Consider the following 24,269-nt stretch of genomic DNA (forward strand, 5'->3'; position numbering starts at 1 on the left):
CCTAATCCCAGATTTCTATGCCAAAGTTAAGGCATGAGCTTTCTGATTCGAGTCATCGTCAATGCGCTTGCCCTCGCCGCCGCCGTCTGGATTGTGCCCGGCCTCAAGATCGTCGCGGCCGGCGAAGGTGCAGTAAGCACGGTCATCGCCTATTTGGCGGTTGGCGCAATCTTCGGATTGGTCAACGCCTTGGTCCGTCCGATCGTCAAGCTGTTCTCCTTGCCAATCACCTGCCTCACCTTGGGCTTGTTCACCATCGTGATTAACGCCCTGATGCTCCTGCTGACTTCATGGCTGACGACCTTCACCCCGATTGAACTGGTCATCGAGCAGTTCTGGTGGGATGCCATCGCCGGCACGATTATCATCTCCATCGTCTCTGCGGTCCTCGGATTGTTCGTCAAGAGCGAGAACGAGTAAGCGGTATTCGACGCAGTACAAGAAGAGGACGGCATCCGACAGGTGCCGTCCTCTTTCGTTAATACCCTATTCGCCGGCCCCGATCAGCGTCCCATCTTCTGCCCTGATCCACAGCACCATTCATCAGCACGGTGATACCCGGTGATGCTGATCCGGCCGGCTGGTTGCAGTTCTTGAGCGCTTTAGTGGCGTGGTGCCATGTGCTTGAGCCGCTCCTTGTCTTCTTCCTTCAGGGGCGGACGTTCTTTTTGCTTGCGCTCCAGCTTGAACATGCGGATTTTCAGCGGGGATTCGGGAAGGTAGAACTGCTTCAGATGCTCTCTGATTTCCAGTTTCGGGTCCTCATCGAGTTCCAGGAGGTGGTCACCGTAATTCTTGAGGTGATGCGACGGGCCAAAGAGCCCGTCTTCGGGCAAGATGTCCTGCATGTGCTCGCGCGGACCTGGGAAAGTGGTGGTGTAGTGCTCGCCCTTGCGGGGATTGGGTCCGCCATCGGTGCCGGGCACCATATCTTTTCGGTCTTCTACGGATAGGCTGCGGACATCCTTTGGCAGATCAATAGTGCCGATGGGAGAACCAAGGGTCAGCACCTTGTTCAGCTTGTACTTGCGCTTCAAGAACTTGTTCTTCGTCAGCTGGGCTACGTGAATGCCTCCTTGCGAGTAGCCGGAAAGGATTACTTCATCGCCCTCTTTCGCTCCGCTGAGCCTTAATGCTTCATCGAGCGGTTCCACAAAATTCTCGGATTCCACCCCGAAGCCGTCAGCGATGCCTTCCGGGCCAAAAGGCGAAGGAACTTCGGCGTCATCCTGCGTCCCCGGAAAGAGCGCGATATAAGTATCATCGTCAGCTTCGACGATCATGATCTTTCCGTTGTTCTCCGTGCCTTCGCCCTCCAGCTTTTCGTGCAGCTGGAAATAGCTTCTCATCTTGCCATCCAGTTCAACCGTCTGAGCTGGATCTTGCCCTGCGAGCTCTATTTCGGTATTCCGGTTTGACCCCAGCAGCCGCATAATCCGCGACAGCGACTTGGCGGTACCTTCGATTTGCTCGGTCAAGGTCATATTCGGCGCCAAGGGCCAGTGCGGGATGTAGGACATCAGCAAGCGCAAAAAGGTCTCCATGCTTTCCCTCGGCGGACGCCAGCCGTTATCGCGGGTCTTGGATATGAAGTCCCCGACCAGTACCGCGCTGGTGCTTACGAGCATCATCCGTTCAACTGCGGCTTCGGCAACCTCATAATTCCGCATGGCCGCAGAGACCTTTCCGGTAAGTTCGAACGCTGTGATTTCGCCTTCCCTGGCCTGCTGATAGCTGTCTCTGATCAAATCGCCTAGATGCCCGATGCCATAGCCCCTGGCTTCAATGCCTGCCGCCATGCACTGCAGATTCAGGTCCCCCTGGCAACTGTCCGCAGCCTGCGCGGCCCTGAGTAATGCGTCGGATATGCCATTGATGTCGCGAGCAACCCGCTGGCAGATTTCCCCTGCCTGGGCGTAATCCGGCTCGTTGTAATTGACTTCATATCCCATGGCTACGAGGCCATTCTCTGGTTCATGATTTGCGCTTCGAGGTTTTGGATCTCACGCATGGCAACCCCCAAGTACTCTTCAGCGTTGTTCAGCTCGCCATTGAGCATTTCCAGTCGCTGGCTCAGCTCCTCAACATTGTCTAGAAACGCCTTGCCAGCCTTTGAATTCCAAGTCAATGCCCGGATTGAACCCAACTGTGCGATGGCGAACTTAGTGGTTTTCTGGGCGTCATCGAGCTGACTTGCCACCGTCAGCAGCGTCGCTTGAAACATCATTTCCCTGCTCCGCATCCTTGAGAATTTGTCCACCATCATGGACAGCAACAATGGGGCACCAGCACGTTTGGCGACCGGTTGTGGAAACAGCGGTGAAGTAAAAGATGTGATGTAGCGCCGAGGATGGAAGAATATGAGTATGGCTGAGATTGCGCGCACTTCCCTTGCTAATGAACCACTGGCTTTGACTGCCCTCGACGGACGCTACCGCAGCGCCGTGGCACCGCTGGTCGACTACCTTTCCGAAGCGGCTTTGAACCGCGATCGCGTTCACGTTGAAGTTGAATGGCTGATCCACTTGACCGATAACTCCGTTCTTCCAGGCACCTCCCCGCTTTCTGCGGAACAGAAGGCAGCACTGCGCAAGATCGTCACCGATTTCAACGCTGATTCCGTGAAGGAACTGGCAGAGATCGAAGCTGTCACCGTTCACGATGTGAAGGCTGTCGAGTACTACATCGCCAACCGCCTGGAAGCGATCGGCATTGGCAACCTCAAGCCGCTGGTGCATTTCGGCTGCACCTCTGAAGACATCAATAACCTGTCCTACGCTCTGGGCGTCCAGGGCGGCGTGCAGCAGGTATGGCTGCCGGCAGCCCGCGACCTGGTGGCACAGCTGGCCAAGATGGCCGAGGACTCCCGCGACGTGCCGATGCTCTCGCGCACCCACGGCCAGCCAGCCACCCCAACCACCCTGGGCAAGGAACTGGCAGTTCTGGCGTGGCGCCTGACCCGCCAGCTGGATCGCGTCGAGAAGACCGAGTACCTGGGCAAGATCAACGGCGCTACCGGCACCTATGCTGCCCACTACGCTTCGGTCCCGACCGCTGACTGGCAGCAGATTTCCAAGGACTTCGTTGAGCACCTGGGCCTGGCTTGGAACCCGCTGACCACCCAGATCGAATCCCACGACTGGCAGGCAGAGGTCTACGCAGACATTGCACGCTTCAACAGCATCCTGCACAACCTGTGCACCGATGTCTGGAGCTACATCTCCATCGGCTACTTCGCGCAGATCCCAGTGGCCGGCGCCACCGGATCCTCGACCATGCCGCACAAGGTCAACCCGATCCGCTTCGAGAACGCAGAAGCCAACCTGGAGATCTCCAACGGCCTGCTGAACACCCTCGGTTCCACCCTGGTCACCAGCCGCTGGCAGCGCGACCTGACCGATTCCTCCTCGCAGCGCAACATCGGTACCGCCATCGGCCACTCGGTGCTGGCGATCTCCAACGTTGCCAAGGGCTTGGATCGCCTGTCTGTCGCCGAAGCCGTGCTGGCTGACGACCTGGACCACAACTGGGAGGTTCTCGCAGAGGCCATCCAGATGGTCATGCGCGCCGAGGCTATCGCCGGTGTCGAGGGCATGGACAACCCCTACGAACGACTGAAGGACCTGACCCGCGGCCACCGCGTGGATGCAGCCCGCCTGAAGGAATTCGTTGGCGAACTAGGCCTCTCGGCTGAAGCCGAAACCCGCCTGCAGTCGCTGACCCCGGGCAGCTACAACGGCATCGCTTCGCAGCTGGTTGACCACCTGAAGAAATGACGTCCATTTAGCCGAAATTGCGTAAATAGAAGCGCCGTTGCCCCGGTAAGGTCCGGGTGCAACGGCGCTTCTGTCGTAATGCATGTCGGGCATGATGGCTCAGAACTGCTTGCGTTCGATCAGTGTGCTTTCGATTTTGTGAAACCGACAGCGGACCGCTCCGCTTCTAGCAACGTGCTGAGCCGCAGACCATTACAGCCCCGGGCGTTTTGCAGGATTCTCAACCGCTTGAAATAACGGTTAGCGGCATCGGCGATGGAGCTCCAGTACGCGGAGATTCAGAACTGCGTAGCTCGTGCCTCGAATACAAGGGGTATGCCGTGTTTTTCGAATTGGTCCAGCATTTGCTCATAAAGGGTCCGGTACTCTATGGCAGGGTAATGGCGAAGCGAAACCCGAACGTATGTCGTTCCATCCTTGGAGTTTCCATTGGGGCCATCCACGGAATCATCAACATAAATTTCCAATGACCGGTTCAGATCGGCTCGGTCCCAAAGGACTTGGACTTTCGCATTATTTACATGCTCGATACCTGTCACCGAGGTAATCGAATCCCAGTTGATCTTGCGACCGCCCCGAACGGTCAGGCCGCTGGCTTTGAATCTCAGGTCGATCGCCTCGTTGCCCTTGCGTGCCGCGCCTTTTAGTGCGGTGACAAGTGCGACGACTCCGAAAATAGCAAGAATGGCTCCGATCACGGTCGGAATTCCTTGCAAAACAATCTGGGATAGATAACTTGATGTCGAGGGTAAATCATTCGCGATTAGATAGATTCCCACGATGCACAGAATCCCGCCCAACAGCACTAGGGAAAACCCCTTGTCGATTCTTGGATATAGATGCAAGGAGTTAGTTACAAAATCTTTGTGTTCGGGGAGCCTGGATCTGGCAGTATTCAATTCTCATCCATTTCACTATCGAATTCATCCTCTTCAAAGTTGACGGCTTCGAAAAAGTCGATCATAGGGTCCATCATGAAGCTCAACGCAGACAGGTCCGAGTCGTAGGCTTCCAGCAGGAATACCAGCCCGTGCGAACGCGCAACGGTCCTCACATGCCCTACGGCAGGCATGACTGCTGTGTCCGCATCTCCTGACCGCGCGTCCATCGCTATGACCGACGTCAACTGGAGAATCTGGCCAACCGACTCCGATTGGTATTCACTGGTTTGGACAGGCGTGGCTGGCTCGTAAATCGGCATGGCCAATTCCGCCAAGCTCTTTTCCGGCTCATCGTCCAGAACTATCAAGTGGGCAGTGCCCAGTGCGTGTCCATCTTCAGGCGAATACCAGAGTGTATGCTCGGCTTCGGCTATCTGGTTGTTCGCCACGTCCAAAGCCAGCTGCTCATAGACCTTCCGCAGCTCAGGATCTTCCGGGATGGCCAATTCCGCAAGGTCCTGTGCCCATTGCTCCGCCGTCTCCCAATTATCTTCAGGAAATGAGCGAGGTACTGGAATCCAGAATTCCAGATCCGGTTCAATCTCGTATGTTGTCATTGAATTGGCACCCATTTGAAAGTTCCCAGTATCGACAAGCCCAACGACCTTAATCCTTCGGCGAATGCCTCACCATTCTCCGACTCAACGTACGCGTAGGAATAAAGCAACCACAATCCAGCTTTTGGATCCGGATCGATGCTTCCATCCGGCAAAGGACGAGGAACAACCATGTTCAGGCCATTGTTCTTGAGCTCGGGAGCTTCGGCAGTTTGCTCCACGGAAGACCAGAGGTACCAGTCTGCTCCGTCGGCATCTTCGATTTCGATCTGGTTGCCGCCTGCGGCCTTTCGCGCAGCATCCAGCAAAGTGCCGGAGGGCCCCACCTTGAGTGGTGTCAGGATCACGGAAACCGGCATTGCACCGACGGCAAGTTTCTCTACCGGCATTGCGAAGCCAAGTGATCCACGGCGCCTCAAGTACTCGAATGTCTGGTGCATTTGCCGTCGAAGCATCAATACCAGGTCTGCGCGCCCAAGTGCCTTGGGCTCTGCCGTCACCAGCTTCGTCAAAGCCTGCTCGTGCTCCACACTGCTGTTGAATTCGCGCCAACCTGCCGGATACAGCAAGCTGTATCCGATGCCTCGGGGACGCGCCTTCGACGTTGGTGGTGTTGCGCTCATCGTTTCTCCCGCCAATTCAATGTGTAGCTCGGATGTTCACTTTACGGATTGCTCCGCGCCTAAGCTACTTCTCGCGAGTCAGGTCCCAGAGGCTAGGAGGCGCGGTTACTATGACGTTGCCCCGGTCTTCCCAGTTCCCGTGCTTCGCAATCTTTTCCGCCCAGGCCTTAGCTTGGGGACCCACGTCGTCAGGGTTCTTCAGTATGTACGCAGCCATTTCGCGATGCTTTGTCGCGCTTCCCTCCGAGATGTACTTCACGTATGTCTTCCAGTCGCCTTTGAATTCCTTGTTGAAGCCATCCAAATACTTGTTGGTCTTGCCGGAGACGTTCTGCTGGTACTTTTGCTCGATCTTGCGGTTGTTGCGCCGGATCTTGGCTTTGGTCGGACGGTTTCCACGGATCGTAGTTTTCGGTGGGCGCTTGGTGCCCGACTTGATGGAAGACCTGACAATGCCGCGCCCCGTGCTGGAACGCGTTTTGCTAAAGGCCTTGATGATGTTCCGAGGTCCCGCTTTGGATCCTGCCTTGATCCCCGAGGGAAATGCCTTGCTTAAGCCGGAGAATGCTTTTCCAGCAAAACGGCCGAAGGGGATAATTCCGACTACCGCTATCAGCAAACTGGTCCAGTCGCCATCGCCTTGGACCATCTTGATGACCTCGATTGCCACCACGGCAACGGCAGCGATCACCGCAATTGCTGATGCGATCGGTCCCCACACCGGCGAAGTGATGAACAAGGCCGCAATACCCACGCCCAAGGCAATCCAGCCTAGAACCGAACCCAGGGTGGAGAGGAACTTGTCATCGTTGTCCGCGGCTTTGAAGGCATCCTCGATTTCGCCGACTGCCTCATCGTAGGCATCTTCCCAATAGGATACGCGACCGTCGAATTTGCCCCACAGCTCACGCAGTTCTTCTTCGGCTTCTTCGCGCGCAGCGGTTGCTTCTGTCAGGTCGCTTTTGGCTTCCGCTTTTTCCTTGTCGGTCCCTTCGCTGAAGCCGAGGAATCCGTCGGCATCATCTACCGCGCCTTCGGCGGTGTCTTCTTGGCTTCTCTTGGTTTGCACGCTCTGGTGCGCATCCTCGATGTCCGTGATCAGCGCGTTCAAGCTCGTGTACGAATCCACTCCGCCCTCAGCGGTGCACATTTGGAGCGCGCCTTGGACCCGGTCCAAAGCATAGGAATATTTCTTCAGGGCCTGGCCTGTGCCGTCGTATCGGATGGCCGCCTTGCGCAACTCGGGAAATACGTCTCCAGCGTTCTCACGCAGCTTGGCGATAGCTTCAGACTTCAGATCCGACGTCCCGTTACTGATGTCTTCCAGCCTGGCCGCAGAGCGTTCCATCTCCTCGCCCGAGGTGATCAAGTCCTTGGCGCTCCGGAGCAGGTCATCAGGATTTCCGTCGATGAGCTGCAGGGTTGTACCCTTTGGCGATTCCAAGGTCATGTCGTCAACTCTCTCAGTTTACTTAGCTTCTTTGGGGGCATCGGAAGCACGTGAATTCAAGAAGGCCTTCTTCGTTTCCAGATCCCACTCTTCGAATCCATCCTTGATGTCCTTCAAGCCGGTATGCACTCCTTCAAGATTCTTGAGGAGGTCATCTCGGGTATCGTTCCAGTTGTCTTCGAAGTCCTTGACTCGGTCTTTCAGATCGCCTTTGCCCATCGGGTCTCCCACTGAGCCGGCCATGCCCTTGGCAAAGTCAGACGCATTCTCGAAATCCTTAATACTATTGCCTAGCTCCGTGACAATTTCTTCCAGGCGCGCCAAATAGATTTCATCGGCCATAGTGCAAACGACTCCTCAGGTATCCAGCGACGACGCTGCAGGACAATTCGGTATTCAAGGATCAGGCGGTGCAAGAAAAATGTGGCCGCCCGTAATTTCCCAAGGCGGCCACATTACCCCGTAAAAAACGGTCCTACTTGCCAGCCATGGAACGGTCGGTGTCCTGGATCTGCTCCATCATGTCGCGCAGGGCGATGGCCATGTCATTAATGCCGTCGAAAGCCTTCTTCAAGCCATCGTTCAGGTCCTTGTAGCCTTCGCCGAACTGGCCCGAAGCGTGCTCGGTGGTGAAGTCTTCGCCCAGCAGCTTGTCCACGCCGGACTGCAGCTGCTCAAGAACGCCATCCAGGTCTTCGCGCCCGGTATCAAGCTTCGATGCCATGGCTTCCATTTCGCCGTAATTGGCCTTGAAATCAGTCACAACAATGCTCCTCAACTCGTCGACTGGCCCGCTTGCCGGGCCACTCTAGTTCGTTCACAGTCTAGAATAATGTGGCAGATGGCCTCCGTTCAATGGGGAGAACTCCCCGTGGCAGGCCGGCATTGAACTGAAGTAGAAAGGTCCCATGGACGTCGTTTCAGCAGCAGCCCTCGCCAAATCCTCCACCCTCGGAATGCGGCCGGCCGAAGCACGCCTGCGCATTTGGTCCTACCTTATCGACTACGCTATTTCGCTGGCTGCATTGCTGCCCGCCGGCATCGGCTACGTGATTTTCCGGGTGACTGGGCAGTACTCCACCGTTCCGCTGGTCCTGTCCGCGGTCAGCGCCCTGCTATTGCTGGTCTACCTGATTGTCTTGCTCACGATGAACAGCCGCAAGGGCTCTTCGCCCGGCAAGTCCGCCATGCGACTGCGCGCCACCGGACTGGGCCGCTTCGCCGCACCGGGTATCCCCCGCGTTATGGCCGCGTCTTTCGCCTTCCTGCTCAGCCATCTCATCCCGCTCATCGGCCCCGTCCTGCTACTGGTCTCCTGCCTGTTCGACAAGGAGCACGGCCGCGGCTGGCTGGACAAGATTGCCCAGACCTATGTGGTCGATATCCGCAATGGACTGGACCCCACCAACCCGCGGGCGCTGGCCCGTGCCGAATACCTGCTCTCGCGCCCGGACCGGGACATTTCCGAGCATCTGCCGCCGCTGGGCACGATCGAAGATGACGCCGGGCGCGAAGAGGCCGCCGTGCCTTCGCGTGCCCGGTCCACCGCTGGCATTGTCGGAGCGCAAAACAGCGACTGGCATTCGCCTTCGGAGCAAGGGCTGGGAATCGTCCGCCGCGCGGCCTTCGCCTTCGACGACGGGTCCTACATCCCGGTTCCCGAATCCGGGCTGATCGGGCGTGCGCCTCAGGCCACCGCGGGCACCGGCAATGAACTGCTGGTCGCGCTGAAGGACCCGGAACGTCTGATGTCCAAAACGCACCTGGCCTTCGGCTGCGACGGGGCGAATGCCTGGATCATGGACCTGGGATCCAGCAATGGCACCCAGGTCATCGTCGCCTCCCGCGCCCCTCACAATGCACCGCCCCATGTCCGCCTGCATCTGAATGACGGTGACGTCGTCCAAGTCGGCAGCCGCACCTTCCGCATTACCTTCCAGGAGACCGCCAAGTGAAAATCAAGGCCACGCTCAGGCGACCGGACACCAGCACCGTGGACGTCATCCTGACCTGCGATGCGACCGCCACCGTGGGAGATGCCGCCCGCGCCCTGGCCGGGGAGCAGGTTCCCGAGCATCCCACGCTGCTGGCCACGGCCACCGGCACCGCCCCGGTGCAGCTCGATCCGCACACCCCGCTGGCCGAAGCGGAACTGGGTTCGGGCTTCGCCATCGAAGTCGTGCCGACTACCGACGCCTTCGTCTCGGGCGGCTCGGCGGCCGCGGTGCTGCGCGTGGCCAACGGCCCGGATGCCGGCATGGCCTTCGCGCTGCCCGCCGGCACCTCCTATGTGGGGCGCTCGGAGAAGGCCACCGTGGTGCTCAACGACCGCATGGTCTCCACCCGGCATGCGCGCATCGAGGTGGGCAGCAAGATCGAGCTGGTCGACCTGAACTCCGCCAATGGCATCCTGGTGGATGGCGGGCTGGCCCAGCGCGTCTCGGTGATCCCCGGCCAGCTGATCACCCTGGGCGCCACGGATGTCTACTTCGAGCTGCTGCAGGCGAACACCACCGGGCAGTCCCCGGTTTACGAGAAGGGCGGCTCGATCCTCTTCAACCGCTCGCCGCGGGTGGAGATCCGCTACCCCGGCGAGGAACTGCCTCGCCCGGCGATCCCGCAGGAAGCCAGCCCCAAGCTCTTCCCCTGGCCGATGATCTTCGCACCGCTGATCATGGGCCTGACCATTTTCTCGCTGACCCAGCGAGCGCTGTCGCTGATCGTGGTGCTGGTCTCGCCGCTGATGATGCTGGGCAACCTGATCGGCCAGCGCACCCAGAACAACAACAAGCTGCGCCTGGAAATCGAGACCTTCGAACGGCAATTCGAAGTGCTGGAAGATGGCCTGCTGGCCGGGGAGGAAGCCGAACGCTCCCACCGGCGCAGCGAAGCCCCAGCCACCGCAACGGTCTTCGAGCAGGCCGAGTCCCTGGGCCAGCTGCTCTGGACCCGGCGCCCGGAGCACTGGAACTTCCTCTCCCTGCGGCTGGGCTCGGGAACCGCCCGCAGCCGCACCACCGTGGCCCCGCTGGCGGACCGGGCAGGACTGCAGGAATACGTCGAACGGGTCGAAGAGCTCACCGAGCAATACCGGATGATCGACGATGTGCCGATCATCGAGCTGCTGCCCTCTGCCGGCGCCATCGGCATTGCCGGGCCCCGGTTGCAGTCCGCCGATGTCCTGCGCTCGCTGGCCGTGCAGCTTTTCGGCCTGCACGCCCCCAACGACCTGTGCACCGCCGCGATCATCGACCCGGCCTGGACCGGGGACCTGGAATGGTTCAAGTGGCTGCCGCACACCACCGGGCCGCGCTCCCCGCTGGCCCAGCTGGCGCTGGCCGATACGCAGACCTCGGGCACCGTGCTGCTCAACGCCCTGGAAGAGCTCATCGCCCGGCGCAACGACCCGGCTTCCTACCGGCTGGGCCCGCTGTCCACCCGCAATTCCTCCATGGAGCTGGGCAAGGAAGCCGGCGAGCAGAACACCAGCGTGCCGTTAGCCAAGGACCTCTCGCTGGTGCTGTTCGTCAGCAATGACGCCCCGGTGGACCGCGCTCGGCTCTCGCAGATCATCGAGCGGGGACCGGCCGTGGGCATCTACACGATTTTCGTGGCCCCCACCGTCCAGTCCCTGCCCGCGGCCTGCCGCACCTTCGTGGATGTCACCCGGGGCCTGGAGGATGCCCGCGTGGGCTGGGTGCGCGCCGGCGAAGAAGCCCGCCAGGTGACCGTGGAAGGAGTCTCGCGCGAGCATGCAGAGCACTTCGCCCGTCGGCTGGCTCCGATCGTTGACTCCAGCTCGCTGGTCCCGGACTCTTCGGATATCCCGGACTCGGTGTCGCTGCTGCGCATCCTGGGCACTGATCTGGCCGAAGCACCGGACGCGGTGCTCGAGCGCTGGAAGCAGAACAACTCGGTGATCGACCGCGCCTCCACCGGGCCCCGGCCGCGGCTCAAGCGCGCCGGAACCCTGCGCGCCTACATCGGCCAGAGCACCCCGGATGCGATGAGCCTGGATCTGCGCACCCAGGGCCCGCACGCCCTGGTAGGCGGCACCACCGGCTCGGGCAAGTCCGAATTCCTGCAGGCCTGGGTGCTGGCGATGGCCGCCGAATACAGCCCCGACCGGGTCACCTTCCTCTTCGTGGATTACAAGGGCGGCTCGGCCTTCGCCGACTGCGTGGAGCTGCCGCACTGCGTCGGGCTGGTCACTGATCTCTCCCCGCACCTGGTCCGCCGCGCGCTGACCAGCCTGCGTGCCGAGCTGCACCACCGCGAGAAGCTCTTCCACCGCAAGAAGGCCAAGGACCTGCTGGAGCTGGAAAAGCGCCAGGACCCGGAGACCCCTCCAGCGCTGGTCCTGGTGGTCGACGAGTTCGCCGCCCTGGCCGGGGAGGTCCCGGAATTCGTGGACGGCGTAGTGGACATCGCCCAGCGCGGCCGTTCATTGGGCATCCACCTGATCCTGGCCACCCAGCGCCCGGCCGGGGTGATCAAGGACAACCTGCGCGCCAATACCAACCTGCGCGTGGCCCTGCGCATGGCCGACGCCGCCGACTCCAATGACGTGGTGGAGGACCCCATCGCCGCCGGCTTCGATCCGTCGTTGCCCGGCCGCGGCATCGCCAAGACCGGCCCGGGCCGGCTGGTGCCCTTCCAATCCGGCTACGCCGGAGGCTGGACCACCGATGAGCCCGAAGCGGCCGAAGTGCGGGTTGAGGACCTGCGCTTCGGCGGCGCGCGCGTCTGGGAGCAGCCTGATGCGGGGTCCGAGGAGATCGAGGAGAACAGCGGCCCGAACGACCAGAAGCGCCTGGTCTCCAGCTTCATCGCCGCATCCAACGGGGCCGGGATCCCGGCACCCCGCCGGCCCTGGCTCGATGACCTCTCGGCCACTGTGGACTTGCGCGAACTCGCCCCGGATTCGGACTGCCGGATCCCGCTGGCCCTGGCCGACATCCCCGAGCACCAGGCCCAGGAAACCGCCTGGTTCGAACCCGATACCGACGGCCACCTGCTGGTCTACGGCACCTCCGGCGCGGGCAAATCGGCGGCCCTGCGCAGCATCGCGATCGCCGCGGGAGCCAACCCTTCGGCCGGCACCGCAGCGGTGTACGCGCTGGAATTCGGCACCAGCTCGCTGCGGTCGCTCGATCCGCTGCCGCATGTCGGCGCGGTGATTGGCGGCGATGACGTGGAGCGCATCCAGCGCGTCTTCCGCATCCTGGCCGAGCACCTCGATGAGCGCTCGGCCCGGTACGCGGCCGCAAACGCCGCCTCTCTGAGCGAATACCGCCAGGTCATTGGAGACTTGTCCGAGCCGCGCATCTTCTTGCTGATCGACGGCTTCGGCCAGTTCCGCAGCGACTGGGAGCTGGGCCACGGCCGCGGCGAGTACTACCAGGTGTTCATGCGCATCGTGGGCGAAGGCCGCCCGCTGGGCGTGCACGTGGTCACCACCGCCGACCGCTTCGGCGCGGTGCCCACCGCGATCAGCGCGAACATCACCCAGCGCGTGGTGCTGCGCATGGCCGACGAGCAGGCCTACAACGTGCTGGGCGTGGCCAAGGATGTGCTGGGCGAACGCAGTGCCCCGGGTCGCGCCATCATCAAGGGCCACGAGGCGCAGATCGCCGTGCTGGGCGGCACCGCGAACGTGGCCGAGCAGACCGCGCTGACCACCAGCTGGGCCCAAGAGCTGGCAGCTTCCGGTGCCCCGCAGGCGGCCGGAGTCGAGTCGCTGCCGCAGGAATTCTCCGCGGCGGCGCTGCCCGACACGGTCAACGGGCAGCCGGCCATCGGTCTGTCGGATGCCACCCTCGCACCCTGCGGCTTCGAGCCCATCGGCACCTTCGTCATCGCCGGGCCGCCGCAAAGCGGGAAGACCAACACCATGCGCGCCATGGTCACCGCGCTGGAACGCGCCAACCCGGCCACCCAGTTCTTCCACATTGGCGGCCGGCGCGCCGAGCTGCGCGGCTGGCGGACTTGGAACGGCGCGGCCTCGGGCCCGGCCGAGACCCGGCAGTTCGCCAAGGACATGCTGGATCTGGTCGCCGACGATTCCATGCCGGGCAAGATCGTGTTCGTTGTGGAGAACTTCACCGAGTTCGCCGATTCGGATGCCGAGCGCCCGCTCAAGGAACTGCTCAAGGCCATCAACCGCTCCGACCACTTGTTGATCGCCGACGGAGACATCAACGCGTTCTCCTCCAGCTTCGGACTGCTCGGCGAACTGAAGTCCAACCGCCACGGCATCGCGCTCAAGCCCGACGCCTACGACGGGGACTCGCTGTTCAAGGTGCCCTTCCCGCGCGTCAAGCGCCACGAATTCCCGCCGGGCCGCGGATTCATGGTGCAAAACGGGCAACGCACCCTGGTCCACCTTCCACTCGTGGAACAGTAGGGCCGCAGGACTCTGCGCCGGTTCAGTTTCCCGCGAACGATCCCGCACTTTCGGCTTCACGCTGCGGGCTGAACACCCCAGCGCCATGGCGCCAGCGGTAATAGGCCAAGCAGGCAAGCGTGAACGGAACACCGAAGTACAGTGCTGGACGCTGCACTGGATCAAAAGCCACGCCCACCAGCGAAGCGCCAAGCAGCACCAAGGCGATGATCGGCAGAATCGGGAACAACGGTGCCCGATAGGGCAGGGAATCGGTGGATCCATGCAGGGCAACGTAGTGCCGGCGGAACGACAGGTGCGATGCGCAGATCACGATCCACACCGCTACTACCGCAAACCCGGCAATGGATACCAAAGCCATGAAGAGCGACTGCGCCGCGATAAAGCTGGAGAACAGCGATACCAGTCCGCCGAGGATCGACAGGCTCAGGGCCAGCATCGGAATGCCCCTGCTGTTGGTCTTGGACAGGGCCTTGGGCGCCTGGCCTGCGGCTCCCATGGAATGCAGCATGCGAGCGCATGAGTACAGTCCGGAGTTTCCTGCCGAGAGCAGGGCGGTGATGATCACGAAGTTCATGATGTCCGCACCGGCTGGCAGGCCGGCGACATCCAGGACCGTGACGAAGGGACTTTCATTCGCGCCCGCCTCGGCAAACGGGATGATTGCGGCTACGACCACGATGGCACCGATGAAGAACACCGCCAGGCGAACAACGGCGGTGCGGATGGCCCGCGGAATGCTCAGCTGCGGGTTCTTCGCCTCGCCGGCAGCTACGCCGATCAGCTCGGTACCGCTGAATGCGTAGAACACCGACAGGACAGTGAGCAGTACTCCGGTAATCCCCGCAGGGAACAGTCCCCCTTCGGTGCTGAAGTTGGACAGGCCAATCACGCCGGCGTCACTGGCTGGGTTGATGCCGATGATCGTGGCGGCGCCAACGACAATCACCAGCAGCACCGCCACCACCTTGATCAGCGCAAACCAGAATTCGGTTTCGCCGAAGACCCGCGATGAAGTCGCATTCAGCGCAAATAGCAAAGCAGCGAAAACCAGTGAGAAAACCCAGACGGAAATCGAGGGGAACCAACGTTGCATCAGCAGCCCGGCTGCGGTGAATTCGCTGGCCAGGGCTACCGCCCAGCACAGCCAGTAGAGCCACGCCGTGGCAAAACCCCACGCTGGTCCAAGATCACGGGTGGCGTGTGCATGGAATCCTCCTGCCACCGGATGCCGCGCCGACAGCTCTCCCAGCCCGCTCATCACCATGTAGGCCACCAAGGCTCCGACTGCATAGGCCAGCACCGCGCCCAGCGGCCCGGCTTGGGCAATGGTGTATCCGGAGGAAACGAACAGGCCCGAACCGATCACCCCGCCCAAAGCGATCATCACCAGATGACGCGAGGTCATGGTTCTTAGCAGTCCGGAATCGGCTGGTGCAGTCTCGTTGGTGCTGACGATGCTCTCGGTCATGGGGCTCCTTGTGGAATGAATGCGCTTGCAGGATATCGAGCTTGGACGGCAGTCCCGGACGGGCATGTCATCTGTGGTCACACGGCGTCAAGGTCGGTCATCCAAGCACTCGGCGTGTACCCTCGATGACGTGCATATCCCAAACCACCCCAGCAATTTCCGTGACGCATTGTGCGCCGAAGGCAGCCCGCCAATCATCCTCGACGGCGGTCTCGGCACCCATCTGGCCGATCGCGGCAATGACGTGACCGGGCACCTGTGGTCAGCGCAGATCCTCATGGACCGTCCCGAAGAGGTCCGCGCGGCGCACCAGGACTTTTTCGCTGCCGGTGCCCAAGTTGCCACGACCTGCTCCTACCAGGTCAGCTATGACGGCCTGGCTCAGGTGGGCTCCGAGCAGCAGATGGAACAAATGCTGCGCACCAGCGTGCGCCTGGCGCGAGAAGCCTCCAGCGTTGGGAGCGCGGACGCAGCACGCTGGGTGGCCGCCTCGGTGGGTCCCTACGGTGCCGGACCGGGCGCCGGGACCGAATACGACGGCGCCTATCGCAAGACGGCCTCCGAGCTGGCCAACTGGCACCGCAAGCGCTTGGAAATCCTGGCTGATGCCGGTGCCGATCTGGTCATCTTTGAAACCGTGCCAAGCCTGGGAGAAGCAGAAGCATTGACCGTATTGGCTCGGGAGCTGCAGCTGCCGGCGTTGCTCAGCCTTGCGGTGCGCGCCGATGACCAAGGCCGAGTGGTTCTGGGCGATGGCACCGATCTTCGAGTCGTAGCCGGAATCGTTCAGGAATCCGGCGTGTGGGACGCAGTCGGCGTGAACTGCTGCCCGGTACCCCAAGCGGTGGCCGCATTGCAGATCCTGGGAGAAGAAACCGGCTTGCCGCTGTCGGCCTACCCGAATAGCGGAGAAATTTGGGACCACGAAGCTCGTGTGTGGGTCCCAGGAACTGAAGGCAATGATTTGCCCGGAGCGGTTCCCGAACTCGTGGCCGCAGGCGCTCGTCTGATCGGCGGTTGCTGCCAGGTCACCCCGGGACAGATCACCCGGGTCCGCGAAGCCATCCAGCCCGGCTAAGGCCCGTCCAGGCACTTCGGCTTCCGCTGAACCAGCGGCTTGTCCGCAGGCCTGGACAGCGCGCGAAAAAGCCGGCAGCAACACGCAGTTGCTGCCGGCTTGAGACCGGTTGCTTTAGAACTCGAAGTCGCCGAAGTCCCCACCGGCGCCGCCCAGGAAGTCCCCGAACATGCCTTCGGCCTGGCCGCCCAGGTCTTCACCGGCCGCGGAGAGCTGTTCCCCGGCACCGGATACGGTATCGCCCAGACCCTCGGCCATGGAACCGAACTCTTCGCCGATACCGGCAAAACCGTCAAGCAGCGGTCCGGCAATGGCCGTGCCGATGAACGCACCTGCCACGCCGCCGAGCAGGCCAACACCCAAGCCGCCGGCCGCGCCGGCAGCCATGCCCAAGCCCCGTCCCTTGCCGCCGGAACCCAAGATCTTGTCCATGAACCCGGGACGCGACATCTCCGCGCGGGTTGCCGAACGGGCCAGGTCCCTTGGGTCCTGGCTCATCGGGCGTTCTGCCGGCGGCAACTGCTCGGAGAGTTCATGATGCAGCAGTTCGCGTTGCTGCGGGGTCAGCCGGGCGAAAGCCTCGGCGTGGGCGCGTTCCATATCCTGCGGCGGAGCGGTACGGAGCATGTAGCGGTACTTCTCGATCGCGGCCTGATCCTCGCGCGACGGTGCCGAGGCCGGCTGGTTGCCGTAGCCGCGCTCGCCGTAGTTCTGGTGCTGCGGCTGCTGCTGGTAGCCGCCGGGATTCTGCTGGTAGCCGCGTTGCTGGTTATTGGAGCCGCGCTGATTGCTATTGGAGCCGCGCTGGTTGAGCTGTTCCCGGACGTACTCGCCGGCCATTTGCTTGCCCTTGCGCAGCAGCTTGTCGAACATGGACATGGAATTGGCCTCCTAGACGTTGCGGGCGCGGTGCACGAAGCACCGCTCTCCCCTGTTTAAACTCCCCGGCATTGCTCCTTGTTCCCCACGTTAGACAATTCTCATAATCGCCCGTCGGCCCCGCATCTAGGCGCTGCGCACCGGCTGCTTTGCCCCGGACGTGATCCTCGCCAGCAAGTCGGCAGCCACGGACACCGCAATCACCGCCGGCTGCTTGCCCCGCACCTGCTCGATCCCAATGGGGCACTGGATCGCCGCGATCTGTTCGTCGCTGAAGCCGCTGGCACGCAGATTCTTCTGGAAGCGGGCCCACTTGGCACTCGACCCGATCAATCCAATCGATCCCCAGCCCGGGTGGCGCAACGCGGCATCGCACAGGTGGAAATCCTCGGCATGATCGTGCGTCATGATCAGCACGTGCGTTCCCCCAGGCAGGCAGCTGAGCACCTGCTCCCCGAGCACCGCCACCGCCGAATGGATCCGCGCCACGCTGGGTTCAAGGGCTGGCAGGTCCTCCAGGAATTCCGGGCGCGAATCAACCAGATGCAGCTCCAGGTCATGGCGGGCGAGAATGCGGGCCAATTCCATGCCCACATTTCCCACCCCGAAGATCGCCACCGTGGCAGGAACCGGCAAGGGCTCTAGCAGCACCGTGATCTCGCCGCCGCAGCATTGCCTGCCGTACTTGGCCGGGGCCTTGTCGCTGAGCTTCATGGTGATGCTCTGCGGCTGGTTCCCGCCCGCGCTGATCATCTGCCGGGCCCGTTCCATGGCCGCCATTTCCAGGTTGCCCCCGCCGATGGTTCCGAAGATCTCCTGGCTGGCAATCACCATTTTCGCGCCGGCCTCGCGTGGGGCATGCCCGCGCACCGCGGTGATGGTGGCCAGCACCGCGGGACGCCGTTCATTGCGCAGCGCGGTGACAGCTTCAATCCACGACAGCATGGCTACCTCTCCTCCCGCGCCGCTTCGATCGCCCAGAACACCGCTTCCGGAGTCGCCGGGGACGCCAGCGGCACCGAACGCCCGGAGCGGCCGAAGGAGGCAATGGCCTGACGCAGTGCCTCGCGCACCGAGAAGGCGAGCATCAGCGGCGGTTCTCCCACGGCCTTGGATCCGTAGACCGCGCCTTCCTCATGCGCCTTGTCCAGCAAGCTGACGTTGAAGACGTCGGGCATCTCGGAGAAGCTCGGGATCTTGTAGGTGCTCGCGGCTTGGGTGGCCACCCGTCCGCGGCCCGGGCCATCGGAGGTGTCCCAGCGCAAATCCTCCAGGGTCAGCCAGCCAGCCCCCTGCACGAACCCTCCCTCGATCTGCCCCAGATCCACCAGCGGCGAGAGCGAATCGCCCACATCATGGACGACATCCACGCGGCGCAGCACATAGGAGCCGTCAAAGCCGCTGACTTCCACCTCGCTGGCCGCCACCCCGTAGGAGAAGTACTTGAACGGGCTGCCCGTCATCCGCGACAGGTCCCAATGCAGCCCTTCGGTCCGGTAGAAGCCGGCGGCCGAAAGCTGGACCCGCTGGAAGTACGCGGCATTGACCACGTCTTCCCAACCCAGCGATTCGCTCTTGCCCAGCGCGGTGACCCTGCCGCGGCTGAAGCGCAGATCTTGCGCCGGAACCCCCAATTTTCCGGCGGCCACCTGCGCGAGCCGGCCGCGGATCTGCTCGCACGCATCCTTGACCGCGCCGCCGTTCAGGTCGCTGCCCGAACTGGCTGCGGTGGCCGAGGTATTGGGCACCTTGTCGGTGCGCGTAGGGGCAATGCGCACCTTGGATAGCGGCACGCCCAAGGCGGTGGCGGCCACCTGCAGCATCTTGGTATGCAGGCCCTGTCCCATTTCGGTGCCGCCGTGGTTGACCAGCACCGAACCGTCCTTGTAGACCAGCACCAACGCGCCACCCTGGTTGAAGGCGGTGAGGTTGAAGGAGATGCCGAATTTCACCGGCGTCATCGCCAGCGCCCTTTTGGCGTGCTCGTGCCCGGCATTGAATTCTGCGATCTGCTCCTCGCGCGCGGCGATATCTGCCGAGCCGAGCAGCTGGCTCCAAGCTGTCTCCAAGCGCTCGGGATGCCGGACCGGCTGGTAGTACGGGGTGTCCTGTCCCTGGGTGTAGAAATTGCGGCGGCGCAGTTCCCGGGCGTCCAATCCCAGCTGCGGGGCCACCCGGCCCAGGATGTCTTCCATGACCAGCATGCCCTGCGGACCGCCGAAGCCGCGGAACGCGGTCTGCGAGGTCTTATGGCATTTGGCGATGCGCCCGTTGACCCTGATATTCGGGATCCAATAGGAATTGTCGATATGGCACATCGCGCGGGTCAGCACCGGTTCGGACAGATCCAGGCTCCACCCGCCGTCAGCGGTCAGCTGGGCCTGCAGGGCCAGGATCTTGCCCTGCCCGTCGAAGCCGATTTTCCAGGTTGCATGGAATCCGTGGCGCTTGCCGGTCATGGTCATGTCCAGGGTGCGGTCCAGCCGCACCCGCACCGGCCGTCCGGTGAGCACCGCACCGAGGGCCGCCACCGCGGCATAGCCATGGGGCTGCATTTCCTTGCCGCCGAAGCCTCCTCCCATGCGCAATACCTGCACGGTGACCTCGTGGGCACCAATGCCCAGCACATGCGAGACGATGTCCTGGGTTTCGGTGGGATGCTGGGTGGAGCAGTGGATCATTATCTGCCCGCTCTCATCCACCATGGCCAGCGAGTTCTGCGTTTCCAGATAAAAGTGCTCCTGGCCGGCGAACTCGAAATCGCCCTCGAAAACATGGGCCGCCTGCGCGAAGGCTGCCTCCGGATCTCCCTTGGAGATCTCGGGCTGGATGCCGTGGAAGCTGTTGGCCCCGATCGCGTCCTTGATGGTGATCAGCGAATCCAGTGGTTCGTACTCCACGCGCACCGCCTTGGCCCCGGCCTTGGCAGCTTCCAGGTCTTCGCCCAGGACCCACGCCACCGGCTGGCCGAAGAACATGACTTCTTCCACCGGGAGCAGCGGTTCGTCGTGCTTGGCGCCCTGGTCATTGACCCCGGGGATGTCTTTCACGGTGATGACCCGGACCACCCCGGGTACCTGCTGCGCCGCGCTGGCATCCAGGCCCAGGATTTTTCCATGGGCGCAGGTGGACTGCACCGGGTAGGCATGCAGGACCCCGGCCAGACGCGCAGCCAGGTCGTCGGTATACAGCGCGGTGCCGGTGACGTGCGCGGCCGCCGATTCGTGGCGGTGGCGCTGGCCGACTACCGGAGCGTCGGGGCGTTGGGATAGCTGGCTCATGAGTTCTGCTCCTGTCCTGCTTCAAAGCGGCGTTCAAGCTGCTGGGCATAGAACCGTTCAAGCGAGGAGGCCAGCATGGCCTTGCGGTAGTTGGCGCTGGCCCGGTGGTCATCCATCGGGGTTCCTTCAGTGCCCATGGTGCGCGCGGCGGCCCGGATGGTTTCCAGGTTCCACGGCTGGCCTTCCAGCTCGGCTTCGGTGGCCACGGCGCGCAGCGGGGTGGCGGCCACGCCGCCCAGCCCGATCCTCGCCGTGGTAATCATGCCGTCCGACACCGTGAGCGCATAGCCGATGGCTACCGAGGAAATGTCATCGAAGCGCCGCTTGGAAATCTTCTGGAAGCTGGTCAGCGGTGCCAGCGGCAGCGGGATGCGGATCGCGGTGATCATCTCCCCCGGCTCGCGCACGGTCTGCCGGTAGCCGGTGAAGTAGTCCGAAAGCGCCACCATCCGGTTGCCGCGGATGCTGGAAAGCACCAGCTCGGCCTCCAGCGCCAGCAGCGCCGGCGGGGTGTCGCCAATGGGCGATCCGGTCCCCAGATTGCCGCCGATGGTTGCGCTATTGCGGATCAGCCTTGACGCGAACTGCCCGAAGAGCTGGGAGAGCAGCGGAACCTGCCCGGCGAGCTTGCGTTCCAGTTCGCTCAGGGTGCAGCCTGCACCCAATTCAAGGTACTGCTCGTTCCAGTGGATCTGGCGCAGCTCGGGCAGCCGGTCGATGGCCAGCACCGAGCGGGCGCGGGCGCCCTTGATGTTGACCTCCACGCCCCAGTCGGTGGCACCGGACACCAGTACGGTCTGCGGTTCGGTTGACAGGATCTGCAGTGCCTGGTCCAGGTCCGCCGGCCGGCGGAAGCGGCCCAGGTCCCCGGTAGGGGTATCGGCGCGCTGGATGTCGGTGGCCACCGGTGCCGGGGCCCGGTGCTGGGTCCGGGCAGTCAGCGGGTCATCCGGCTCAGGCTCGCCCAGCGCGTAGGCGGCGTCGCGGATCGGGCGGTATCCGGTGCAGCGGCAGAGATTGCCCGACAGCGCGTGCAGGTCGAATCCATTCGGTCCGCACTCGTGCTCCCCGCCATCACCCGCGCTGACTGCGGGATTGGCGGTCCGCTCGGGGCGGTAGTATTCGGCGGCCATGGAGCAGACGAATCCGGGGGTGCAATAACCGCACTGGGATCCGCCGCGGTTGGCCATCTCTTCCTGCACCGGATGCAGCGCCGCGACGCTGCCCAGCCCTTCGGAGGTGATGATTTCCTGGCCGTCGAGCGCCGCGGCCGGCAGCAGGCAGGCGTTGACCGCCGTCCACCTGCTGCCTTCCCCATCGCTGCGGGCCACCAGGATCGAGCAGGCGCCGCACTCGCCCTCGGCACAGCCTTCCTTGCATCCGATCAATTGCTGCCCGCGCAGGAAATCCAGCGCGTTGGTATGCGGCGGCCCGTCGAATTCCCGGACCTTTCCGTTGACCGTAACCTGGCATTTTGTCTCTTGCGTTGCCTCGGCGCTCATGCCGTTGACACCTCCTGCGCCCGGGTATCGCCCGGCGCACCATGAATGAATTGGATAATGGGTGGGATCTGGCGCCCTGCCGGAAGTTCCAGGCTCGTCCAGGGCGCCGCCGCGTGCTGCGGCGGGATCAGTTTCCGTGCGCTATCTGGCCCTTGGACCAGGCGAGGCATCCGCCCATGATTACCCTCCAGAATTCGGATCATTCACATCCATGCAAACCATCAAGGTGAGCCACCTCACCTCAGTGGATCCTTACTATAGCCCGTATCAGCTCAGGCCAGTAGGGCCGTGATCGGGCCCCGTGCGAAGTACACCAGGAAGCCCAGCGCCACCACCCACAGCAGCGGGTGGATCTTGGCGTACCGCCCGGCCGCGGTGTTCACCACCACCCAGGCGATGAACCCTGCGCCAATGCCATTGGCAATGGAGTAGGTCAGCGGCATGGTGATCAGGGTGAGGAACGCCGGCATGGCGCTGGAGAACCGCTTGAAGTTGATCTCGCGGATCTGCGCGCACATCAAGGTGCCCACCAGAACCAGTGCCGCGGCAGCCACCTCAATGGGAACCACCGAGGTCAGCGGCGTGAAGAACATCGAACCCAGGAACAGCACCCCGGTGATGACCGAAGCCAGCCCGGTGCGCGCCCCTTCCCCGATGCCAGCCGCCGAATCCACGTAGACGGTATTCGAGGAGGACGAGCCCATGCCTCCGGCCACCGCGCCCAGGCCCTCGACTACGAACGCGGCCTTCAGCCGCGGGAAGGTGCCGTCCTTGCGCGCCAGACCGGCATTCTTGGCCAGTCCGGTCATGGTGCCCATGGCGTCGAAGAAGTTCGTGAACACCAAGGTGAACACCAGCATCGTCGCCGCCAGCGCGCCGATCCGCCCGAAGGAGCCGAACAGGTCGAACTCCCCGGCCAGCGACAAATCCGGCAACGAAACGATATTTCCCTGCAGCACCGGCATGTTCAGGTGCCAGCCATGCGGGTTATCCGCGCCGGCTGGCCCGATCCTGAACACCAGCTCGGCGATCATCGCCAGCACCGTGGAGATCACGATGCCGATCAGGATCGCGCCCTGCACCCCGCGGGCCACCAGCGCGCCCATGATCAGCAACCCCACCACGAAGACCATGGTCGGGATCGAGACGATCGACCCGCCATCGCCCAGCTGGACCGGAGGCCCGGCGGCGGTACGGGTGACGAAGCCGGAGTCCACGAACCCGATGAAGGTGATGAATAGCCCGATGCCCACCGTAATGGCGGCCTTTAGGTCCTTGGGGATGGCCCGGAAGATCGCGGTGCGCACCCCGGTCATCCCGAACAGGACGATCAGCACGCCGTTGACCACCACCAGTCCCATGGCCTCGGGCCAGGTGACGTCCTGGATCACCGAGACGGCCAGGAAGGAGTTGATGCCCAGCCCGGCGGCCAGGCCGAAGGGCAGGTTGGCGATCAGCCCGAACAGGATGGTCATGGCCCCGGCGGTCAGCGAGGTCATGGCCCCGACCTGCGCGGCCGGAAGCCAGTTGCCGGCCACATCCACGGGTGCGGCCTCGGTGCTGAATCCGCCGAGGATCAGCGGGTTGAGGATCACGATGTAGGCCATCGTGAAGAAGGTGACGATCCCGCCGCGCAATTCCCGCGCCAGCGTGGACCCGCGTTCGGTGATGCTGAAGAACGCGTCCAGGATGCCGCCCGGCCCGCCCGGCCGGCGCGGCTTGCTGCCGCGCTGCGCGCCCTGGGGGCCAGCTGGCAAGCGACTTGTCGTGGTCATGGTCCTGGACCTTTAGTAGTCGGTCCGGGATTCTTGCGAATCCCATGCCTTGAACGGCAACAGGTGCTCGCCGCCTTCGGACTGGAAGCAGTTCACCGGCATCAGCGAGCGGTTGGATTTTGCTTCGAAATAGTCGTAGAACACCGCGTCGTCGAATCCGGCGGCAGCCGCATCATGCCTGTTGGCCGCGAAGAAGACCTTGCCGATGCGGGCCCACAGCGAGGTGGCCAGGCACATCGGGCAGGGTTCGCAGCTGCTGTAGAGCACGCAGCCGCTCAAGTCGAAGGTCCCCAAGGCGGCGGCCGCGGTGCGGATGGCCACCACTTCGGCGTGCGCCGATGGATCATTGTTGGCCGTGACGCGGTTGACCCCTTCGAAGACCTGGCCGTCGGGGGCGACCACGACGGCGCCGAAAGGCCCGCCGGCGTTGTGGACATTTGTGGTGGCAATATCGATGGCCATCGAAAGATAGTCTTGGCCAGTGGTAGTAACGCTCATCGCGTGGCTCCTCATGCTTTGGACAAGAGAAC

General features: G+C 62.8%; 20 protein-coding genes. 5 read left to right on the top strand and 15 right to left on the bottom strand.

Annotated elements, in window-relative coordinates; genetic code table 11:
- Positions 1-33: 33 nt before the first annotated feature.
- Positions 34-420 carry a phage holin family protein gene (locus ACWICV_RS08770; RefSeq protein WP_105656214.1) on the top strand — a complete coding sequence of 129 codons (387 nt, stop codon included), beginning with the start codon at positions 34-36 and terminating at the stop codon, positions 418-420.
- A gap of 182 nt (positions 421-602) precedes the next feature.
- On the opposite strand, the gene ACWICV_RS08775 is transcribed toward ACWICV_RS08770, so the two are convergent.
- Both ACWICV_RS08775 and ACWICV_RS08780 read right to left on the bottom strand, forming a co-directional pair.
- A complete protein-coding gene (locus ACWICV_RS08775; RefSeq protein WP_365943328.1) occupies positions 603-1,952 on the bottom strand; it encodes a hypothetical protein in 1,350 nt (449 codons plus the stop codon).
- Between the two features lie 2 nt (positions 1,953-1,954).
- Positions 1,955-2,386: a hypothetical protein gene (locus tag ACWICV_RS08780; RefSeq protein ID WP_105662028.1), complete on the bottom strand. Its 432-nt coding sequence runs from the start codon at positions 2,384-2,386 to the stop codon at positions 1,955-1,957.
- On the opposite strand from ACWICV_RS08780, the gene purB reads away from it, so the two are divergent.
- Positions 2,367-3,776: an adenylosuccinate lyase gene (gene purB, locus ACWICV_RS08785; protein ID WP_105656211.1), complete on the top strand. Its 1,410-nt coding sequence runs from the start codon at positions 2,367-2,369 to the stop codon at positions 3,774-3,776. The genes ACWICV_RS08780 and purB overlap by 20 nt on opposite strands.
- A gap of 278 nt (positions 3,777-4,054) precedes the next feature.
- On the opposite strand, the gene ACWICV_RS08790 is transcribed toward purB, so the two are convergent.
- The 6 genes from ACWICV_RS08790 to ACWICV_RS08815 form a co-directional block, all read right to left on the bottom strand.
- Positions 4,055-4,555: a hypothetical protein gene (locus ACWICV_RS08790; protein ID WP_454133144.1), complete on the bottom strand. Its 501-nt coding sequence runs from the start codon at positions 4,553-4,555 to the stop codon at positions 4,055-4,057.
- Positions 4,556-4,671: 116 nt separating this feature from the next.
- Positions 4,672-5,274, bottom strand: a complete 603-nt coding sequence (locus ACWICV_RS08795) for a hypothetical protein (RefSeq protein WP_105656209.1) — start codon at positions 5,272-5,274, stop codon at positions 4,672-4,674.
- Positions 5,271-5,897 carry a hypothetical protein gene (locus ACWICV_RS08800; RefSeq protein ID WP_454090423.1) on the bottom strand — a complete coding sequence of 209 codons (627 nt, stop codon included), beginning with the start codon at positions 5,895-5,897 and terminating at the stop codon, positions 5,271-5,273. Before ACWICV_RS08800 ends, ACWICV_RS08795 begins: the two co-directional genes overlap by 4 nt.
- A gap of 64 nt (positions 5,898-5,961) precedes the next feature.
- Positions 5,962-7,347 carry a hypothetical protein gene (locus ACWICV_RS08805; RefSeq protein ID WP_454090422.1) on the bottom strand — a complete coding sequence of 462 codons (1,386 nt, stop codon included), beginning with the start codon at positions 7,345-7,347 and terminating at the stop codon, positions 5,962-5,964.
- An 18-nt stretch (positions 7,348-7,365) separates the two neighbouring features.
- Complete coding sequence (locus tag ACWICV_RS08810; protein ID WP_105656206.1) at positions 7,366-7,689, bottom strand: hypothetical protein; 324 nt, start codon at positions 7,687-7,689, stop codon at positions 7,366-7,368.
- A gap of 133 nt (positions 7,690-7,822) precedes the next feature.
- On the bottom strand, positions 7,823-8,110 hold the full coding sequence (locus tag ACWICV_RS08815; RefSeq protein ID WP_066141890.1) for a WXG100 family type VII secretion target: 288 nt from the start codon (positions 8,108-8,110) through the stop codon (positions 7,823-7,825).
- 145 nt (positions 8,111-8,255) lie between these two features.
- On the opposite strand from ACWICV_RS08815, the gene ACWICV_RS08820 reads away from it, so the two are divergent.
- Both ACWICV_RS08820 and ACWICV_RS08825 read left to right on the top strand, forming a co-directional pair.
- Positions 8,256-9,302, top strand: a complete 1,047-nt coding sequence (locus tag ACWICV_RS08820; RefSeq protein WP_332595097.1) for an RDD family protein — start codon at positions 8,256-8,258, stop codon at positions 9,300-9,302.
- Positions 9,299-13,753 (top strand): FtsK/SpoIIIE domain-containing protein, encoded by a 4,455-nt coding sequence (locus tag ACWICV_RS08825; RefSeq protein WP_454090421.1) that lies wholly within the window; start codon positions 9,299-9,301, stop codon positions 13,751-13,753. Before ACWICV_RS08820 ends, ACWICV_RS08825 begins: the two co-directional genes overlap by 4 nt.
- A gap of 22 nt (positions 13,754-13,775) precedes the next feature.
- Here ACWICV_RS08825 and ACWICV_RS08830 read toward each other — a convergent pair whose 3' ends face one another.
- Complete coding sequence (locus ACWICV_RS08830; RefSeq protein ID WP_454090420.1) at positions 13,776-15,224, bottom strand: amino acid permease; 1,449 nt, start codon at positions 15,222-15,224, stop codon at positions 13,776-13,778.
- Positions 15,225-15,354: 130 nt separating this feature from the next.
- Here ACWICV_RS08830 and mmuM point away from each other — a divergent pair, with 130 nt between their 5' ends.
- Complete coding sequence (mmuM, locus tag ACWICV_RS08835) at positions 15,355-16,302, top strand: homocysteine S-methyltransferase (protein WP_402471240.1); 948 nt, start codon at positions 15,355-15,357, stop codon at positions 16,300-16,302.
- A gap of 114 nt (positions 16,303-16,416) precedes the next feature.
- On the opposite strand, the gene ACWICV_RS08840 is transcribed toward mmuM, so the two are convergent.
- From ACWICV_RS08840 to ACWICV_RS08865, 6 genes are all read right to left on the bottom strand, one after another.
- Complete coding sequence (locus tag ACWICV_RS08840) at positions 16,417-17,181, bottom strand: hypothetical protein (RefSeq protein ID WP_454090419.1); 765 nt, start codon at positions 17,179-17,181, stop codon at positions 16,417-16,419.
- A gap of 126 nt (positions 17,182-17,307) precedes the next feature.
- Positions 17,308-18,126, bottom strand: a complete 819-nt coding sequence (gene xdhC / locus ACWICV_RS08845) for a xanthine dehydrogenase accessory protein XdhC (RefSeq protein ID WP_454090418.1) — start codon at positions 18,124-18,126, stop codon at positions 17,308-17,310.
- Between the two features lie 2 nt (positions 18,127-18,128).
- A complete protein-coding gene (xdhB, locus tag ACWICV_RS08850) occupies positions 18,129-20,462 on the bottom strand; it encodes a xanthine dehydrogenase molybdopterin binding subunit (RefSeq protein ID WP_454090417.1) in 2,334 nt (777 codons plus the stop codon).
- A complete protein-coding gene (locus ACWICV_RS08855) occupies positions 20,459-21,964 on the bottom strand; it encodes a xanthine dehydrogenase small subunit (protein ID WP_402471249.1) in 1,506 nt (501 codons plus the stop codon). Before ACWICV_RS08855 ends, xdhB begins: the two co-directional genes overlap by 4 nt.
- A gap of 272 nt (positions 21,965-22,236) precedes the next feature.
- On the bottom strand, positions 22,237-23,739 hold the full coding sequence (locus tag ACWICV_RS08860) for an NCS2 family permease (protein ID WP_454090416.1): 1,503 nt from the start codon (positions 23,737-23,739) through the stop codon (positions 22,237-22,239).
- A 12-nt stretch (positions 23,740-23,751) separates the two neighbouring features.
- Positions 23,752-24,237 (bottom strand): nucleoside deaminase, encoded by a 486-nt coding sequence (locus tag ACWICV_RS08865; RefSeq protein WP_105656196.1) that lies wholly within the window; start codon positions 24,235-24,237, stop codon positions 23,752-23,754.
- Between the last annotated feature and the right edge of the window lie 32 nt (positions 24,238-24,269).

This window comes from Glutamicibacter sp. NPDC055354, from assembly GCF_053644955.1.